Raw genomic sequence first — 18,882 nt, 5'->3', positions numbered from 1 at the left:
GTGATTCACTTTTGGAACTTCTTTCGCGCCTTCGACAGGCTGTTTTCGCTGGGAGCGATGGGCAGTGTGTTTTTCCAAGCGTCGAGTTTTTGGGACAACTGATCAACGACGTCAGGATACTCCGCCGCGACATTGCGTTGCTCGGCCCAGTCACTTTCCAGATCGTAGAGTTCCGTCATCTTCTTCGCTTGGTTGACGAGCATCTTCCATTGGCCGTCTCGAATGCCGATCGACGGCCAGGTGTATTCTTGTGAGTCGCCCCCTCTCCATTCCCAGAAAATGGGTTGGGTTCTTTCGAACGACTGTCCCTTCCAAGCGGAGAGCACGCTTTGACCATCCGGTTGGTATCCCTCTGGCAACGCCACCCCTGCGGCATCCAAAAAGGTTGGCAGCAGATCAACTGCCGTCAGAACGGAGGTCCTGTCTGTCTTTCCGGCAGGAACCACGCCGGGCCAACGCACGATGAACGGGACTCGGATTCCTCCTGCAAACAATGAACGCTTCTCACCTTTGAGCCCACCTGTTTGTCCGACGGAATAGTACTTTCCCAGTCCTTGGCCTTTGTGATCTTTTTCATCGGTGGAATGCTCCGGACCGTTGTCGGTGGAGAAAACCACAAGCGTTTTGTCATCAAGGCCGACTTCCTTCAGCAACGCGAGGATTCGTCCGACACCCTCATCCGCTTCGGCGATGATGGACGCATAAACCTGTTCGGCGTCGTTCAAGTGCTGGAACTTTTCAAGGAATGGTTTCTGAGGCAAGTGTGGGGTGTGCGCTTCGTGAAGCCAGAGGTTGATGAAGAAGGGGGCGTCTTTGAACTCGCGGATGAATGCTTCGGCATGGTCCACCGACGCCAGTCCGCCCTTTGAGATTTCGTTCTTTCTCGAGCCATTGAATGTCGCGAAGCGGTCGTAGCCGTAAGCGTCTTCGGTCGGCGAGTCAGCAACGCTGCCCAGGTGCCACTTTCCAAAGTGGCCCGTGTGATAACCCGCGTTCTTCAGCATTCGAGGAAGCATGGGAGCCTGTGGATCGACCCAATCGGGCATCCCGCGATTGATGTGCGCTTTCACACTTTGAAAGTGTTGGTGCACACAGTGCCGAGCCGGAAACTGTCCGGTCATCACAGCAACGCGACTGGGCGAACAGACCGGACTGTTCACGGTGAAGTTCGCGAAGTCCGTTCCTTCCTTTGCCATCTGGTCCAGGTGCGGGGTTTGACAAAAGGAACTGCCGTGTATGCCCAGGTCCCCGTAGCCCCAATCATCGGCGAAGATGAAGATGATGTTCGGCTGCTCAGCGGCATCCAGTCGTACGGCTGCGATGCTGCCGAGCGTGAGCAAGCCGAAGGCAAACGAGGCAAGCCGCAGGGGTGTTTCAATTGGCGATGGTCCAACCCGGTTGCGTATCCTGCGTGACCTGTTGCATCGAAAGAGTTTGGCAAGGGCTGACAAGGAAAGATTCTCGATGGAGCGATGGGTGATTGCTGGTGTTCGCGGTTCGGTCACAGGAACGATCCCGCGGCGACTGATTGTTTGCGACAGTTCCGTTCAAGCAGTATAGTGCCGGGATATCCGCGTTTGAGGTGGATGCACCATTCACTTTGCGTCTTTCACTGGAACAAGTGCGACACCCATGGCGACAGGTCCAACGGATACCAAGCTTGTTGCACTGCTCGTTGAGTCATCTCGAGCCTATGGCCGAGGGCTTCTGCGGGGGATTGCTGCCTATGCACAGGAGCAGGAGGACTGGTCTCTCCGGCACCAAGAAATGGCAATCAATGCGGATCCACCCTCTTGGCTTTCCAGGTGGCACGGGGACGGCGTGCTCGTTCGAGCTGAGACTCCGAAGATGGTTCATGCCATCGAGGACTTGGGAATTCCCGTCATCGATCTGCGTTGCTGGCGATCTGCGGGGAAGTTCCCCGGCTTTGATACCGACCCTGTTTCGGTGGTGAGGCTTGCCGTCGATCATCTGCGAGATCGTGGCTACTCGCAGTTTGGATTCTGCGGTTTTGGCGGAGCGAACTATTCCGATCGTCGGCTTTCCGAGATGCGGAAGTATGTGCGTTCCTTGGGGCACGATGTGGTTGCCTACGAGTCACCGGGGCCAGTTCACGCAACCACCTTCGATGCGGAGCAAAGCGGAATGCTCGACGAGCAAGGTCTGGTGCGTTGGCTGAAATCTCTTAAAAAGCCCATCGGCGTCTTGGCCTGCAACGACGTTCGAGCGCAACAGTTGTTGAATGCCTGCCACGCCTGCCAAATTCATGTCCCCGATGAGATTGCTGTGGTCGGTGTCGACAACGATGACGTGATCTGTCCCTTGTGTTCTCCACCGCTGACAAGCGTTGAACCCAATACGCATCAAATCGGCTACGAGGCAGCGGCGATGCTGAACACCATGATGGCTGGCGAAGCCGTTCTGGCCGACATCACCTTGGTTCCCGCTCGGAGAATTGTCGTGCGTGGTTCAACCGATTCGATCCCGGTGGATGACGCTGAATTCACCAAGGCCTACCGCTTCATTCGTGAAAACGCTTGTCGCGGGGTTTCGGTGCAGGATGTGGCGGATGCGGTGCCAATGTCCAGACGTTCCCTCGAACGGCGAATGCGAACCTATCTCGATCAATCGCCCTCGGATCTGATTGCATCGATCCGACTGGCGAGAATCAAAGAGTTGCTCGAGACCACCTCACAGCCACTGAAGAAGATCGCCAGGCTCACCGGGTTCAACTATGACGAACACATGGCGAAGTTCTTCAAGAAACTGACAGGGGTTCCTCCCGGGCACTACCGCCGGAAGCATCGCCTGGAATCAATCACAGACGATGACCTGGAGATTTAGCCGACTATTCCGCGGGCACGGTTTCTTCATAGCCCGCGTCCGAATTGGTCGCGGCCAGTTCAGCCTCGTACTTGGCTAGATCGTCGGCGGTAGCACCGTCGGTGGCCAATTCATTTTGGTCGGATCCGCCGCAGCCTGAGAGAACACAGGCGGCCAGCATCACCAGGAGACATTTCAAGATTGATTTCATTGGTTGATTCTCGTTTGAGTTGGTTGTTTCAATGTGGGTGTGTCAGCCCACCGTTCTGAAGTTCGATAGGCAGAAGAAAAGTCGCCTCGGTCAGTCATCAAAACTCTTCCGTCGTTTCCTTGGAAGCTCGCGTTCCGAGGGCGCCCCATAGTCCGTAGGGACTTGCCGAGCCGGGCAGATTGTTTTGCCAAATATTCTGTGCATTTGAATTGCCTGCTTCGATTGAATCCGTGATGAAGCGAACGGCCCCATCGCCCATCAAGACGTGCGCACCACCTTGGTGTCGGCTGGAGACGGTTGCTACCAAGGTTGTCCCCAAAGCGTTGTACCGACCACATGCTTCTCGGTTAGGAGGCAAGATCGTAAGGACGCCCGACATGAGTGGCAGATAGTCAGCCCAACGATGACCACGAGCAAAATTACGCCGATTCTGTTGCTGCCACTCCGGCAACCAGAATTGCGGACGGGCTGGATCGACGTAGCCGTTGTCGGTGCAAATGTTGGGGTTGAGACGCAGGGCGGCGAGGCCGAATGGACCTGAGTTGCCTCCGTTGGTCGCGACGCTGTTGCCCCGCTTGTCACCGTCTTGCAGCGCAGTGATCATCTCGCCCATCGCGACGGTGTTGGACAGACCATCGAGCGTGTCGCGAAATTTCGAGTCTTGCAATGGCATGAAAAAACCGCGGTGTGCAGCTCGGGCTTGCCTCGCTCGACCCGACGTGATGGCTGAACGATTGTTGTTGTAGGGACCGTAGTGAAGCTGCCAAATCGAATCACCTAAACACGCGCCGTAGTTGGTCCGCCCCAACGCAGGCAACCCGCGACCGGGATCGCTTGGGCAGCGAAAAGTCGGGATTTCATTGACCCAGGGCGTGTACTGAATCTGATCAGGGGTCGGCCCCATCGCTGGCCAGGGCGGCGACTGAACTCCGCCATCGGTTCGTTGCGTGCTCGGGTTCGAAATCTGTTCCCACAGACCTTGCTGTTCAATGTAAGGCAACATTGGAACCAACGCGCTCAAACGTCTGCGGTTGCCTGTGGTGGACGACTTGTACCACGCATCTGGTGGCTCAGGATTCGTTCCGGCCCCGTGTGTCGGCATCTGATTGAAAGCGGAGTGGTAGTTGTGAATCGCCAAACCCATCTGCTTGAAGTTGTTGCTGCAACTCATTCGCCGCGCGGCTTCACGAGCGGCTTGGACCGCAGGCAAAAGCAATCCGACGAGGACGCCGATGATTGCGATGACGACAAGAAGTTCCACCAATGTAAAACCGCGCCGTTGTTTGAAGTACGTCATACTGGTCCCCTGCTTGAATGAGCTCAAAGAATAGCAGTCGGGCAATTGTTGACCGATGAAGAGGCACTTGGACGGATGCGACCGCATCCCTGTGCATGTCTTTCAATTGCTAGGTCAGATAACCTTCGGCGAACGCCGATGACTGAAAAGTCTTCGTGAAAGCTATCCGCATTGGGACCGGCAAACAATGAGATTCTACGCCCCTGTTATGACGTATTGCGACGCTTAGTGGCGTGGTGTTTCCTGGTAGGGAAGGACACAGTGATTCTGGTTGCCCTTGAGGCTCGGTCTCCTACTGTTTGGTTGACAAGTGAGCGTGGCTAGGTGGGTTCTGCATGGTCGTCGTCTGGGGAATCAACCATCCGGTGAACGAGAGAAACGATGTGGTTCCTCGTTCACGCATTCGGGTTGTGATTTCATGCGATTCGATGATCGCCAGTCCATCGATCGACCGCTTAGCAAGGCGTGAACAACAAGTGACGATGTTAGCGGTGTGGCGCAAGCCGCCCGGTGAGGAACCGGAGGGCTCGCGCCCTTCCGCTACGGCACTTGTTGTTCACGTGGTCCTTATCGGTTGACGCCAACCACGATTGCGACCGGCATGGTGAACAGATCCACGCGTTCTTGGTTGGCGATTTCAAAGCCGGCGGATTCGACTAGCGTTTCGAGTGGAATGGGTTGGCAATCCACGATGTGAGGAAAGTGGGTGTGCATCCAAACATAGGTTTTCTCCAGCACACTTTCGCGGTCGCTCTCTGGCACGGTCGCCATGCTGACAACGCCCAATCGTCCGCCTGGTTTCAAGACTCGGCGGCATTCCGCGAGGACCGCCGGGATTTGTTCTGCCGCAAACAATTCCAAGGTGAAGCTCATGGTGACCGCGTCAAACGTGTCATCCTCGAACGGCAGGGGTGGGGCCTCCGCCACGATCAGTTGCACCCGGTCGGTCAAGCCAGCTTTGTCGATCCGCTTGGCCGCGACATCTTTCATGCCTGGTGAAATATCAATCCCTGTCACGTTGCCTTCGGGACCAACAGCCTCGGCGATCGTGAGCAGTGAATGCCCTGTCCCAAACCCGATTTCGAGAACGGATTCGGCGGCTTGCGGGGCAAGTAGCTCCAGGCCTCTTTCGCGAGCAACATGTTCACCACCATCGGCAATCAAATCGTAGGCGTGACTGATTCGATCATAAAACTGTTGAGCAGGGTTGGTTGACATGTCGTGCTTTTGAAGGTTTTCGCAGGTCGTTGGAAGGGCTCGGAAAGAACTCCGATCTTCCCAATGATAGCGAACGGGTGAATGAGAGACTGCACCCAGTTCATTGGAACGGTGTCCAATCTGACGACGTGTTTGGGAGATCGCTTTGATCGCTGCACGCCATGCTTGTGGCGGTTTTCGAACCGGCTCACTTCCGTTTCAGTTCCATGCCCATCGCGATGCGAGCGTCCATCATGATGCGACGGTTTTCGTCGTTGGATTGGAGCGGCTGGATGATGGGGGTTTCGTTGCGTGTGACGCTGGAGATGGGGTTGGCGGATGCCGTGTCGTAGATGCCACCGGACAACAGGGCGGTGACAAGCGAGAGGGTGGAGGTGAGTCGTGACATTTTGGTTCCTGGTTGGGTGGTCTGTGAAACGCCTGGGCAAGACCCGAGGTGATCTTGGAAGAGTCACCGTTGCACGAGTTGTGCCAACCGGCGTATCGCCGCCAGGACCTTGGTGTACCAGTTCGCGAATCTTCCCGCGATTCGCCCAGCCAAACGTCCCTTTCATGGCCCCGAACCGCGTGATGCAAATGGATTGCACCACCATTGGGGCCTGGACGAGCCGGCATGGATCGGCACGGAGGCTGCAACTTTGTGCTTGCGCGTGCAATGAATTGCACGCGAGAAGTTGCACTGCTTGCGGGAAGTCGTCGCGGCGTTGCGCCCTACCACTTTCTCCATGCCGGCACCCACGGATGCCCCGCGGGAGCGGTTGGTTTCCAAGGCCGAACGGCCGGCCGGGTGGGATCGATGTGATCAGTTGCCGGGCAGTTGATCTCGGCAGTTTCGCCATTGCTCGCGGACGGCGGTCCGCAGGCGTTTCAAACCCGGCAGTTCACCCAACTCATTTTGATTTTCCTTCCAACGACGTGACTCGTTTTCGCTGACGTTCACATGGACGTTGACTTGAGGAGGCTGGTTCGCAAGCGATGCTGCCCCGTTCGTCAGTGTCGTGAGCTGACTGATGTCGCTCTCCATCTCGGACAGTTGATTGGAGATCGTCATCAACTCCTTCATGGCAGTGGCATCCGCATTGGTCGAGAAGCTGAGAAGCGAAAAGGTGGATGCGATTGTTTCGGTGGGATCCGCCGCGGTCTGCGGCGCGGCAACCAGCATGGACGCCTGTTGCACAGGCATCGAGTTTCGCGAGGAAGCAAACCGGAATGGATCGGCGACGGGATCCGGTCGATGGTTCGTCGTCACTGCTGCGGCATCGCGTCGGTTCGGATTGGATGCCACGTCACGGACCAGGGAGGACGGTCGGATGGAGTTGCGAGAGGCAGCAACGGGCGGGCACGCGACCGTCGGTTTGTGCTGGCCCATCACCGGGACATGCAAGTGATTGGTGACGCCGTAGGGCGTGGCGATGTAAACGGAAACGTAGGTGTTCGTTTCCCCGTTCTCACAGAGTTCCACCGTGTTGACGCAGTGCGGGATGGTGACTTGCATCAATTCGCGGCTGATCAGGCGGACGTGCGGGATGCAAAGTCCACCGGCCAGGACCTTTGTGTCGTGCACACTGAAGTTGTCACCGACCAAGAACAGGGTGGTTCCTTTGCCCTCGCAAGCGGCGAGGCTTGGCGTGGAGAGCGAGTTGTTCAAGTTGTCGAGCGAAGTCGCCAGCGTGGCACAAGTTTTGGCGTCTTTGCATTCGAGTTTGTCGGTGCCCTCGATGCACCCGATCGAGCAACCACAGTTGCCAGCCTCCGAGGACAGATTGATCCCCGGAGCGCCGTACCAGCCAATCAGTTCCGGTGACAAATCAGTGACCCCGGTGTTGAACATCTCGAACCCGCCCAGCGTGTTTTCATACGGCACCAGCGAACGCTGAGTCTGCAACGGCAGTTCACGATCGAGTTGATCGACGCGTTTGAGCAAGCGGCGCAGTTCGCCTTCGCGGTACAGGTGTTGGCACTCCGAGCAATTGGCTCGTGAGTTCCGCATCGCCGTGATCGCTCGGCTGAGTTTCAGGCTGTCCTTCATGGTCAACGCGGAATTCTTTGGGTTGGTGAGTTTGAACCAATTGGTTCGAATGTCAAAATCCGCGTAGGGAACAAACGACGGCATCAAGACAACCGCGACACACTCGCGTTGGCCCGGTTCGATCTTCCGGTTTCTCAAATCGTAATCTCGGGACGCGCCCATGAACGTCTCTCGGAGGGCACCCAGAGTCCCTGGTGTTTCCAACGCCTGGACACGAGGGTAGAAGCGCCAGCCAAACGTGTCGCGACCGTGGCCAAAACCGACGATCGTGCGATTGAGCGAAACGGTTTCAATTTGGGTTTCCATCTCGCGTGAGAATTGGGTCAGCGAGTTGGCTCCAATTTGCCCGGTGGCGAATCCCAGGGCCATCGCAAATTGAAGCTCGCGCCGACGCTGGGAAACATCCGCGACGTTTTGATCTTGGGCGATCGGGTCGACGGCGAAGACGTGGATGGGCCAACGGACGCGAACGTATTCTTTGAATACCTCGTTGGCTGATTGAAACGACGTTTGAAGTTCTTCCAGTCCCAAGCCAGTTTTCATCACGGTGTCGGGAAGGAAGAACCACTCTTCCTGATCCGTCTGCAGGCTGTAAACCTCCTTGGCATTCGCCAACTTGCGAACGTCGCGATTGAGCCGTTCATTGAGCAAAGCGGATTCGACCACGACAGCCCAAGCCAACGCTTCAACGCTCGTTTTCGCGGAGGCGATCTTGTCCGACATGTCCCGTTGCAACTGGACCGGAGGACTCATCAGCATCCCGTCGGATGTCACATGGCCAGCGAATTCAGACTGGTCGATGTGGGATGGGTGTCCGTGCAGTTTCTGGAAGAAGTAGTTGCGATAACCTTCGACCGAGAGTCCACCCGCTGCATCACCGTCGAAGTGGCCGCTGCGAATTTGGCTGGCCAATTGGGAATTCGGCGAGGCCAGTTCCGCGTAAAGATGCAAGTGGCGGGGATCGCAGAGCAGTTCGTAGGCCGCTTGAACTTCCGCGTTCAAAAACCGGCGAGCGTCCAGCAAATCGACCCGGGTTTCTTGGCAGGGTTGGCCAGTCGTCGTCTTCGTTCCGCCCGCCCAGCGAATGTAGGTGCCGTAATAGGCTTCGCCAAAGAATTTGGCGGTCACTACCATGTTTTCGATGCCCATGACCCGTTCGATCGACGAGGGGTTGAGCGGATTGACTGCACGCCGTGCTCGACCGGAAGGGGCGGGGGATTGGATGTTGTCCGCTTTCGCTGCGAGGCCGGCCAACGCTTTTTGCACCGAGTCATACAGGTATTGCCCGTCGTCGAATTGGCCCATTGCCCACAGATACCGACTGACGTCGTGCACCTCTTTCCTTTGCAATGAATTGATGAAGCTGGACAACAACTCCTTCCGCCTGGCCTCCGGTAGGTTGGTCGTGCCAGCCTCTCCAGGAGGCTGCTGGCTCATTTTCTGATCAGCGTTTCTGGAGGCTTCCATAACGACGCTTGGTAGGTTGGCGGCGTCATTTTCTCCTTGCTGCATCAATTTTTCAATGTTTGAGTTCAACGCTCGTTGAGGCGTCATCTCCAATCCAGAACCAGATTCCAAGGAACCATCGAAATGTGGCGTTTGCCCTTCTTCCTGGTCGTCGTTGAAGAATGAGCCAGTTGCCATGAGTTGGTCCATGTTGTGTTGAATGTCGGCCACTGCATTGGGTGGTAGAGCCGGGGCATCTCGAAGGCGATCGATCTCTAGGATCAACTGCTGGACTGCCAAGTTGTTCTCTAGGAATCCCGCAACATAGGGCCTCGCTTCGGCAGTGAATCCTGACTCGGAGGAATCGCTAGCTGGTTTGTACTTGTGAAAGACTTGGTCAAGCTCGAATACCGTCTGCTGAGCGGCGTCCCGGCTCGCCTTGGCTTCAAACGCCCGTAAGAGTTCAAATTTCGAATCGAAGTCTTGAAGACGTTCGGTCAGGCGAACCATGGGAAGACCCAGGAAATCGACCACGTCGTTGACGACCAGGTTTTGAAACGTGGTTGGCAAGAGGTCGTCGCTGATGACCGGTTGGGCCGTCACGGTGATCTCGGCGCCAAATCCTTGGCGAGTGATTTTGCCCGGCAGAATCGACACGGGCAGTCGCACCAGGTTGAGCGAGTAGCCCGGTGAGTCACTCGTGTCATCGCCCTCGTTGATGCGGCGAAGTTCATGCAGATGTTTGAGGTAACGCGACCGCTGATCAAGCAGAACTGTTGGCTCGAGTGAGATGCCCGGCGTATCCGGTTTGGGATCGGTTTTGATCCCAAACGAAGTGAAGTCAGTTTCGAGGTTCTTTGCATTTGCCAGCTGTGCATTGGCAACCGCGGTCTTCGTTCCTCCAGCGGGTGCATCAGCTGGGGTGACGGTCGCTCCTGCAGCGTTTGACAACGCAACCGCTTGGGCCAGGAACGAACTGTCGGTCTGAGAGATCGAAGCGTTGATCGTTGCATTGAAGGCATCGATTTCTCGAAACATCATCCGCTCGTATTCGTCACGGTGTTTCGTCAACCTCGCCTCGCCCCAGATGTCCGGTTGTTTGGCAACGACCGAACCGTAGGTGTCGATGTGATGTTCCACCCAGTCGATGTGTTCGGCAAGGCACTCCATCGCGCCGTCTTCTCCCAGTTGCGGCTCCGTCCCGTGGTATTTGGTTTCGGTGATCAGTCGCTTCAACCGTGCCAATGGATTCTTCGCTGTGGCAAGCGGAGACAGGATGGTTTGGCCGAGTATCAACGCGACCAAGAACGCTCGAAACGTCGAGTTTGCAGTCCACATCAGATAGGTCCTCCCTGACCAATTCATCACGGTTGAATCTTCCTCACCGAAGTGCCAACCAGAGGGGACCCGCAAAAAGGGTCCTGTCGGCAGAATCGTTTTGACTTCATCGTCACGATGGGGGGCGACACCCTCCGTGGACGGGCGTCATTTTCAAGAAAACCGGCTCAACCCGACCTAAATTGGGAAGCTGCACGGATTGAAACGGTCGCAACGCTTTGGTGCGGCTCGATGCACAACGGGGCGCGACCTGGTTCCCACAGGATTTCAGTTCGATGTGTTTGCGGCGGGCGCCGGCAAGTCGCCAGGCTCAATGGTGGTGCCGGGAGCATCCACTGGAGTGACACCCGAAGGTTCCTCCGCCGATTCTGGATCAGCCTCGACGGGACTCTCCATCGATCCTGGTGCCATTCCGATCGTTGCCATCGGCGGGTCGGGGCGATTTGGTGGGGCAGCGGGACGCGTTGCGTCTGGAGGAGCCGGTGAAGCATGAGTTGGAAACAAAACCTCCAACAACTTACGCACGCTCGCGGCTCGATCCGAACGCTCCTGCTCAATTTCCTCTTGGAGTGTTCCCAGCCGTCTGTAAAGTTTGGCAGCCAAAACCGGGTCTGGTGATTCGCCGGACAGTTCATCCAGTCGTTTCTGAATCACCTCTTTCGATTTGGCTCGGGCTGTCATTCTCGAGTCGTGGGCTTGGATACGGGTGAGTTGCTGGCGAGCTGCGCTCAATGTTTCAGCCGAAGCGTCTTGGCTGTGAATTTGGAGATCGCCCAGGTGCTCGACATGAAGTTTGAGTGTCTCAGCATTGAGATCCGCCAGATCCGCCTCGAGGTTGGGAGTGTTGGCCGTGGTGTCCGTGGCGAATTCCTGTTTCACGCCCGCGGTGATCTGAACGGGAGTCGAGGCCTCGGGAAGGTAGGCCTGGATCTGAGTGGGCGTCCGGTTGTGGATCGTGACGACCGTGGCCTGATGAGTTCGAACTATCAGGAGACCCTCTGACAGCGAGACCGCTTCATGCCAACGCTCCGTTTCCAAAACGGACCCCACCGCCACTTGGCTGGTGGGGATGGCTTGAAGTCGAATCATCCCACCCTTTTCGATTGCACCGTTGCTGGAGAGGAGAAGCGGGGCGATCGACCGGTCAATTTGGGTCGTGTAAAGCAAACGGTCTTTTGCGAACACTTGGACAGTGCCACCGGGGATCGTGTGCTTCCCTCGGTTGCTGAGGTGGCCAACTGAGTAGGCCGAGTTCTCATCGATCGCGACAATGGAATCGCCCAGTTCATGCAAGCCAATCTGGTAGGCCTGCAAGTTTCCAATCGGAGCGCTGAAGTGCTGCTTTGGTTGCATGGTCACAGGAAACTCGAACAAGAGTCCTTCACCATCAACAAGGAAATCGGCTTTGGACCAAGAGGCGTCGGACGCTGACCAGTCTTGAATCGTTAGAAAGCTACTCAAGCGAGTGGGCTGGCCCGGTGTGAGGTCGATCTCATGTCGCACACGGACTGCATCGGACAGTTCAAGAGGACGCAAGTAAGTCACAGTGGCTGGTCGGCCGCTATGACCCATGACCTTCACTTCGATCTTGTTCGAGCCGGAGTTCGCGACTGCAGTCGTCGTGATCAGGATCGGAACGTTTGACTGGATCGATGCTTCGACCACCTCTTGTTCGCTCTGGGGAATCGTGAGGGACAGCGTTGCGTCATCGTCCTCCTTCAATTCCACGTCACATTCGAATCTCGCCTTGGTGGAAGTGTAGGTCGCCCGCGAGATTGAAAAGGTCTGGGTTTCGGCTGGTAGAGAACTCGCCAATCCAGCGGTTGCCAGCAAGACAGCAAGGGGCAGTCCTAAAATCGATGCATGGTTCATCGTCGCGCCTCGGAATTTCCGACAGATGGATTGAAAGATCCTCGGTCTGATCAGCAGGGATCGCAGGTGCCTTCCGTCCTCCGCTAAGACACGGAGGCTGGAATGATCGAGCATCATCATGTGAGCCGTTTGGGCGTTCGCCCCGGTTGTACGTGGGAGCAACAACGCTTACCGAAACAGTCCAAATGCCGAAAGACTCCTGCCGACCTGCTGAGCTCGTGGAGCGGAGTCGATTGGTGTCGAATCAGCATAGCTCTGCAGGGGGTGGCGGTCAACTTTTCGCGGTTTCGTCGTGGGCCATTCTGGATCCGTGCCACAGAGCCGAATCAGTGAGGACGCTGATTTGAGAATGAATGGGATTGGTCTGCAGGGGTCGTCGTCGCCAGTGGAGGATTGTCAATCGAGCCAACCCATCGCCTGGGCTGCGAGGTCGGTTCACCGCAGCAAAGACGGACGTGTCGTCACGACCGGGAAATGGATCTCTAAACGAGACGGTTGCTTGCGAGCAAATCTTTGTGAAGAAACGGGGGCTGTGGCGGGATCCACTGAGTTACCGAGGTCGCCGCTCAGCGTGTATACCGGGGGCCCATTGCAGCGGACAAGCTTCACGCGATTTTCCGCATCCAATCCCACGATCGGCTTTGAACCCGATGGCTTGGAGCCAACCACCGACGGACAGCGTTGACTGGCGACTCGCTTTTCATCGCGTTCCCCACCTCAAGTGACCATGAAGCTTGATTCTGGATGTGGTACGTTGCCATTTGCTCGTTGTCGACGATCGCAATGACATTCGCTTGCTTGGAAGCAGAATGCATCGACGATCCTTCAGGACCGATCAACGCGAATCGTATGATGGAATCGATCGCCCAATTCACACAGCCGAAATCTGACGCGGTCGAACGCAAAGGCAATGGACGACATGACAACGCAGAACCTTCCGACGAAGATCAGCACGGGCAACCCGCCACTGGATGACATCTTGCACGGGGGACTGACCGCCGATCGGCTGTACCTTGTTGAAGGCATGCCCGGCACGGGCAAAACGACCCTTGCACTGCAGTTTCTGTTGGAGGGCGCCCGCAAGGGCGAGACCGGGCTGTACGTGACACTCTCGGAAACCAAACAAGAGCTGGAGGGCGTTGCAGCGTCGCATGGCTGGTCGCTCGACAACATCGACATCTACGAGTTGATCGATACCAAGGCGACCGAGGATTCCCGTCTGCAGTACACAATGTTCGAGCCATCCGAGATCGAACTCAGCACGACGGTCGATGGGGTTTTGGAACGCGTCAAAGAACTGCAACCCACGCGAGTCGTCTTTGACTCACTGTCCGAGATGCGTTTGTTGTCGCAAGGTTCACTGCGTTATCGCCGACAAATTCTCGCTCTCAAACAGTTCTTTGTAGGCCGCGGGTGCACGGTGCTTTTGTTGGACGACTATTCCGGGCTGGACGACCAGCATTTGCAAAGCATCGCCCACGGAGTCATCCGGCTGGAACACTTGCTGTCGGACTACGGCGGTGAACGACGCCGATTGCGGATCTTGAAACATCGTGGCAGCAGCTTCCTTGGTGGCGCACATGATTTGCGGATTGTGCGAGGCGGATTGAAGGTCTTTCCGCGTGAAACATGCGATCAACTGACCAAGGCCACTGACACGCATTTGATCGATAGTGGCAACGCAGAATTCGATGAGTTGCTCGGCGGTGGTTTGAACGCCGGCACGAGTGCTCTGTTGCTGGGCCCGGCGGGAGTTGGCAAATCGTCGATGGCGTTGCAGTTCGCGGTGGCGGCGGCGGAACGGAACGAGCGAGCCGTGCTGTTTCAATTTGAGGAAAGCATGCAGTCGTTGTTTGTCCGCGCCGAAGGCTTGGGTTTCGCTTTGCAACAGCATGTGGACGACGGGCTGATTCAAATTGTCAATCTGGTTCCTGGTGAAATCACACCCAGCGAATTTGCGTGCTTGGTTCGGGACTCTGTTCAACTGGATGACCAAGGCCGCCGGGTTGGAATCGTTGCGATTGACAGCATCAATGGCTACCTGAACTCGATGCCGCACGAGAAATTCCTCATCATCCAAATGCATGAGTTGCTTCAGTACCTTGGTAAACGCGGGATCCTGACATTGGTGGTCGTCGCTCAACACGGGATGTTGGGGCAAGCAATGGGAACGCCGGTGGACGCCAGCTACCTGGCGGATTCGGTGGTGCTGTTTCGCTATTTCGAGGCCCAGGGGGAGATTCGGCAGGCCATTTCGGTCATCAAGAAACGTACCGGGCGACATGAACGAACGATCCGCGAGTTCAAACTCAGCCATCACGGCGTCGAGATTGGTCCTCCACTGAGAATGTTCCGCGGGATTCTGACTGGAGTTCCTGAGTTCGATGGCGAGAAGGACTCCTTGATCGACAGGGAGGGTCATTCGAGCTAATGGAGTCACTTCGCAAAGCAGTCATCGCAGACGAAATGGCCGATTCTGTCGCGGAACAAGACAGCAACAACCAACGCGTCGTTGCATATGCACCGACGCCGCAGGATGCCAAGCTGTGCGCCCGGATTCTGAAGGAGAATGAGGTCGCGGTTTGTTGCTGTGAAACGATCGATTCATTCGCCAAGACCATCTTGGAAGGTGCGGGCATTGCTCTGATCGCGCAGGAACACCTGACCGACGCCGCCATTGCTCAGTTGAAGGTTTCCCTGGATCAGCAACCGAAGTGGTCGGAGGTGCCAATCTTGGTCCTGCTGCAAGCGGGCGACCCCGATTCGAAACTGTTGAAGCGGATTCTCTCGCTTGAACATGTCACGTTGATCAATCGACCGCTCCGGATCGCGGTCTTCATCAACACCGTGCGAGCCAAATTGCGTGATCGGATGCGGCAATTTGAGGTGCGTGACCTGCTGCTCGAAAAGGATCGAGTGCAGACCAATCTGCGTCGCGAAGCCCGCCGATTGGACATGGCGATTCAAGCGGGCGGGATGGCGGCTTGGGAATGGAGCAAGACACATGTGTACTGGTCCAACGCCTTCCGTCAGTTGCATGGATTCGGAAAGGACGTCCAGCCCAGCGAGTCGGCGATGTTCGCTTCGATCGTGGAATCAGAACGTGAGCAAATTGCCCAGCAGTGGACGGCAGCGATCGAGCAGAATCTCCCGTTCCGGAGTGAGTTTCGGATCAGCCACCCCAAGCATGGCGAGCGATGGTTGGTGGCCGTCGGTGAACCGGTCAAGTCAAAGTCCGGCAAAACCCTTCGCTACACCGGGTTGCAGTGGGACATCACAAAACGCAAGGCCGCCGAAATGGAATTGCGTCAGTCGCACGAAACGTTTCAGCGATTGATCACCGAGAACCCGCAGGGATTGTACGTTGTCGACGCCGATCTTTGCGTGCGCTACGTCAGTGCCGGAGCACGCAGCGTGTTCATCAATGTGGATCCATTGATCGGCAGACCATTTGCCGAAGTGATGAACGTGATCTGGCCGAAGGCATTCGCCGATGAAGTGGTCAAGTTGTTCCGGCACACCCTCGACACCGGCGAGCCCTACGCTGCGCCCCCGTTGGTCGAACAGCGAGTCGATACGAACGAGACGGAGGCTTATGATTGGTCGATCGAGCGGATAGTTTTGCCGGACAATCGTCATGGCGTGGTTTGTCACTTCTACAACAACACGCAACGGCAACAATCGGTGGACTTGCTCCGCGAAAGTGAACGCTATTTTCGAGAGATCGCGGATGCTTCGCCGGCGATGCTGTGGGTCACCGACGAGAATCACATGTGCACGTTCCTGTCAAAGAGTTGGTACGACACGACGGGGCAAACGCGAGTGGAAGGCATGGGGCTCGGTTGGACCAATGCGACCCATCCGGAGGATCACGAACGTGCCGGGGAAGAATTTTTGACGGCGGCGAAAGCGCACAAGCCTTTCTTCTCGGAGTTCCGATTGCGAAGGGCCGATGGCAGCTACCGTTGGGCCGTTGATGTCGGTCGGCCGCGTTTTGATTCCGAAGGTGCGTTCGTGGGATACACCGGCTATGTCATTGACGTGGACGATCGCAAAGCGTTTGAGCAGTCGCTCAAGCAGGCCAAGGTGGTGGCCGAGAATGCCAACCGGTCCCGAGGCGAATTCCTCGCGAACATGTCGCATGAAATCCGCACGCCGATGGCTGCGATTTTGGGGCACGCTGACATATTGAAGGATCATTTGAAGGACCCTGACAACATTCAGGTGGTCGAAACGATCCGTCGCAACGGCAATTTTCTGCTGAACATCATCAACGACATTTTGGACTTGTCCAAAATTGATTCCGGGAAAATGCAGCTCGAGACCGAACGGGTGCGACCAGACGGTTTGTTGGCAGAGGTGCGATCTTTGATGGATGTTCGAGCGTCCGAGAAACACCTGCCGCTGAAGATCGAGTTCGATGGGCCGATCCCCGATTTGATTGAAACCGACGCCGTGAGGCTCCGACAGATCCTTCTCAATCTGGTCGGCAACGCAATCAAGTTCACGGACTCGGGGGAAGTCAAAATCCTCGTTCGCTATGAAGGCCTCGACGACAGTGCCGGAGTGGGGAAACCGCAAGATCCATTCTCATCGAAACGGCCCTCGGCCAGCACTTGCCGGTTGATTTTTCAAGTGGTTGACACGGGCATCGGGATCAAACCGGAAGACCAGATGTCACTGTTTGAACCCTTCGTGCAGGCGGACAGCACTTCGACGCGTTCCTTTGGCGGGACTGGATTGGGACTGGCAATCTGTCGACGGTTGGCCCACGCGCTGGGTGGGGACGTCGCGGTCGAAAGCACCTATGGACGAGGCAGCAAATTCACGCTGACGATCGAAGCTGTTTCTTCTGGACGGCTGGTTGTGCCGAATCTGTTGATCGATGTCTCGGCGGAAAAGGTCAAGGAGGAGATCCAGATTTCTGCGAATGTCTTGGTCGTCGATGATCGTCGGGACATCCGCTATCTCGCTCAGCACTTCATCGAGAAGGCGGGTGGGAATGTCACCACCGCCACCAACGGGCAAGAGGCAATCGACACAGTCTTCGGGCACCCAAAATCCGAGATTGATCTGATTGTGATGGACATGCAAATGCCGGTCATGGATGGTTACGAAGCCGCCGCCGAGCTGCGTCGACGAGGCTGTGAGCTGCCGATCATTGCGTTGACCGCGAATGCGATGAAGAGCGATCGCGACGAGTGCTTGGCAGCCGGGTGCACCGACTACACCACCAAACCGCTGGACAGTCAAAAACTGATCGCCATGATCGATCGGTTGCTGAAGTCGTAGCAAACCAGTGTTTTGCGGCGTGCCGCAGAGTTGTCATCTCAAACGCTCCGTCGACTTGGGCCCTGTACAATTTCGATGATGTCACTCGCCGTCCTCGGTCACCCAGTGGAAAGAATGGAGCATGCAACACTCAATTGGAAGTCGAAGCTTGACGGGAGGACTGCTTCTTTCGTTGTGGGCGATTTCCTGCTGGGCTCAGGATGGGACGCTGGGAGAAAACAAAGATGACGGCGCAGTCCGGCTGAGCGTGCCCGATCAATTGGTGGCGACGCGGGAGGTGCCACCGTTTGCAATGCTCAATGAGGACGGCCAGTGGGTTGGGATCAGCATGGATCTGCTGCGCGACATCAAGGCTGAGTTGGAAATCGAATCAGGCCACGAGATCGAAGTGGAACTACGAAGGTTTTCTTTGCCGGAGATGTTGCAGGCGGTCGAATCTGGTGAGGTGGACATGGCCGTCGCGGCGATCACGGTGAACTACGAACGCGAAAAACGGATGGACTTCACCCACTCCTTTCATACCTCGGGATTGGGGATCGCGGTTGGATCGCGGCCACGCGGTTCGGGATGGTCGGGCATCTTGGACGCGATCTTGTCGAGAACCTTTTTTCGCATCTTGGCGGGGTTGGTGCTGGCCATGCTGGTCAGTGCCGTTGGCATTTACCTGTTCGAGCGAAGGCACAACCGAGAGCAATTCGACAAGGGTTGGGTCAAGGGGATCGCGGCCGGCATGTGGTGGGCTGCTGTGACTCTGACCACGGTCGGCTACGGGGACAAGGTTCCGCGTACCCTGGGGGGGCGTTTGATTGGTTTGATTTGGATGTTTGCAGGGCTGTTCATCATCGCTGGATTCACCGCGGCGGTGACGTCCGCGCTGACATTGACGGAACTGCGCTCCCAGATCGAAGGCCCAGCCGATCTTTCTCGGGCGAAGGTTGCGACCGTGGAAGGATCGACTTCAGCGGACTATCTTCGAGCTCGGCATATCAATTCCGCCAATCACCCAGATGTTGAAACGGCGCTGCAGCGCTTGGTGGCTGGCCAGTGTGACGCAGTGGTCTACGACGCTCCCATTCTGAGATACCAGACTCATCAGAACTATCCTGGCGAGGCCTTTGTGCTGCCGATCACGTTTGAACGCCAGAGTTATGCGATCGCATTGCCGAGTGACAGTGAGTTGCGAGAACCGATCAATCGGATTTTGCTACGCCAGACGTCGAGCCCTGAGTGGGAGAACGTTTTGGCGACTTACTTTGGCGAAAGCCAACCGTGAACGATGGCCGGGACCTGCTTCAACCGCCGCTCAGCTAAGGACCACGTGAACAACAAGTGACGTGGCGGAAAGACGCGAGCCCT

The 18,882-nt window shown here is 56.6% G+C and carries 11 protein-coding genes; 4 read left to right on the top strand and 7 right to left on the bottom strand.

Going from position 1 to position 18,882, the window contains the following annotated elements; translation table 11 throughout:
- Positions 1 to 5 precede the first annotated feature (5 nt).
- Positions 6 to 1,340: a sulfatase family protein gene (locus RISK_RS00695; RefSeq protein WP_047812338.1), complete on the bottom strand. Its 1,335-nt coding sequence runs from the start codon at positions 1,338 to 1,340 to the stop codon at positions 6 to 8.
- A 292-nt stretch (positions 1,341 to 1,632) separates the two neighbouring features.
- Between RISK_RS00695 and RISK_RS00690 the strand changes: the two genes are divergently transcribed.
- A complete protein-coding gene (locus RISK_RS00690) occupies positions 1,633 to 2,844 on the top strand; it encodes an AraC family transcriptional regulator (protein ID WP_047812337.1) in 1,212 nt (403 codons plus the stop codon).
- Positions 2,845 to 2,848: 4 nt separating this feature from the next.
- Here the strand turns inward: RISK_RS00690 and RISK_RS00685 are convergent, their stop codons facing one another.
- From RISK_RS00685 to RISK_RS00655, 6 genes are all read right to left on the bottom strand, one after another.
- Positions 2,849 to 3,022, bottom strand: coding sequence for a hypothetical protein (locus RISK_RS00685; RefSeq protein ID WP_236695916.1), 174 nt, complete (start codon positions 3,020 to 3,022; stop codon positions 2,849 to 2,851).
- 109 nt (positions 3,023 to 3,131) lie between these two features.
- The gene (locus RISK_RS00680; RefSeq protein WP_047812335.1) at positions 3,132 to 4,331 is read right to left on the bottom strand and encodes a DUF1559 domain-containing protein; all 1,200 of its coding nucleotides are present in this window, start codon (positions 4,329 to 4,331) and stop codon (positions 3,132 to 3,134) included.
- A gap of 567 nt (positions 4,332 to 4,898) precedes the next feature.
- Positions 4,899 to 5,549, bottom strand: a complete 651-nt coding sequence (locus RISK_RS00675; RefSeq protein ID WP_047812334.1) for a methyltransferase domain-containing protein — start codon at positions 5,547 to 5,549, stop codon at positions 4,899 to 4,901.
- A gap of 187 nt (positions 5,550 to 5,736) precedes the next feature.
- Positions 5,737 to 5,937: a hypothetical protein gene (locus tag RISK_RS00670; protein ID WP_047812333.1), complete on the bottom strand. Its 201-nt coding sequence runs from the start codon at positions 5,935 to 5,937 to the stop codon at positions 5,737 to 5,739.
- A gap of 414 nt (positions 5,938 to 6,351) precedes the next feature.
- The gene (locus RISK_RS00660) at positions 6,352 to 10,362 is read right to left on the bottom strand and encodes a hypothetical protein (protein WP_047812331.1); all 4,011 of its coding nucleotides are present in this window, start codon (positions 10,360 to 10,362) and stop codon (positions 6,352 to 6,354) included.
- A gap of 267 nt (positions 10,363 to 10,629) precedes the next feature.
- Complete coding sequence (locus RISK_RS00655; protein ID WP_047812330.1) at positions 10,630 to 12,234, bottom strand: hypothetical protein; 1,605 nt, start codon at positions 12,232 to 12,234, stop codon at positions 10,630 to 10,632.
- A 919-nt stretch (positions 12,235 to 13,153) separates the two neighbouring features.
- On the opposite strand from RISK_RS00655, the gene RISK_RS00645 reads away from it, so the two are divergent.
- From RISK_RS00645 to RISK_RS00635, 3 genes are all read left to right on the top strand, one after another.
- Complete coding sequence (locus RISK_RS00645) at positions 13,154 to 14,665, top strand: ATPase domain-containing protein (protein WP_047812351.1); 1,512 nt, start codon at positions 13,154 to 13,156, stop codon at positions 14,663 to 14,665.
- On the top strand, positions 14,665 to 17,526 hold the full coding sequence (locus RISK_RS00640) for a PAS domain S-box protein (RefSeq protein WP_047812328.1): 2,862 nt from the start codon (positions 14,665 to 14,667) through the stop codon (positions 17,524 to 17,526). Before RISK_RS00645 ends, RISK_RS00640 begins: the two co-directional genes overlap by 1 nt.
- A gap of 121 nt (positions 17,527 to 17,647) precedes the next feature.
- The gene (locus RISK_RS00635; protein ID WP_063838422.1) at positions 17,648 to 18,799 is read left to right on the top strand and encodes a transporter substrate-binding domain-containing protein; all 1,152 of its coding nucleotides are present in this window, start codon (positions 17,648 to 17,650) and stop codon (positions 18,797 to 18,799) included.
- The last annotated feature ends 83 nt before the right edge of the window (positions 18,800 to 18,882 follow it).

It is taken from the genome of Rhodopirellula islandica (assembly GCF_001027925.1).
Lineage (GTDB): Bacteria > Planctomycetota > Planctomycetia > Pirellulales > Pirellulaceae > Rhodopirellula > Rhodopirellula islandica.
The sequence above is the reverse complement of the archived record's forward strand: the minus strand, read 5'-3'. Positions and strand labels throughout refer to the sequence as shown.

Excerpts from the sequence above, each read along its gene's own strand:
- RISK_RS00660 (WP_047812331.1), bottom strand. The coding sequence starts at position 10,362 with ATGTGGACTGCAAACTCGACGTTTCGAGCGTTCTTGGTCGCGTTGATA.
- RISK_RS00680 (WP_047812335.1), bottom strand. The coding sequence starts at position 4,331 with ATGACGTACTTCAAACAACGGCGCGGTTTTACATTGGTGGAACTTCTT.
- RISK_RS00645 (WP_047812351.1), top strand. The coding sequence starts at position 13,154 with ATGACAACGCAGAACCTTCCGACGAAGATCAGCACGGGCAACCCGCCA.
- RISK_RS00635 (WP_063838422.1), top strand. The coding sequence starts at position 17,648 with ATGCAACACTCAATTGGAAGTCGAAGCTTGACGGGAGGACTGCTTCTT.
- RISK_RS00690 (WP_047812337.1), top strand. The coding sequence starts at position 1,633 with ATGGCGACAGGTCCAACGGATACCAAGCTTGTTGCACTGCTCGTTGAG.
- RISK_RS00670 (WP_047812333.1), bottom strand. The coding sequence starts at position 5,937 with ATGTCACGACTCACCTCCACCCTCTCGCTTGTCACCGCCCTGTTGTCC.
- RISK_RS00655 (WP_047812330.1), bottom strand. The coding sequence starts at position 12,234 with ATGAACCATGCATCGATTTTAGGACTGCCCCTTGCTGTCTTGCTGGCA.
- RISK_RS00675 (WP_047812334.1), bottom strand. The coding sequence starts at position 5,549 with ATGTCAACCAACCCTGCTCAACAGTTTTATGATCGAATCAGTCACGCC.
- RISK_RS00640 (WP_047812328.1), top strand. The coding sequence starts at position 14,665 with ATGGAGTCACTTCGCAAAGCAGTCATCGCAGACGAAATGGCCGATTCT.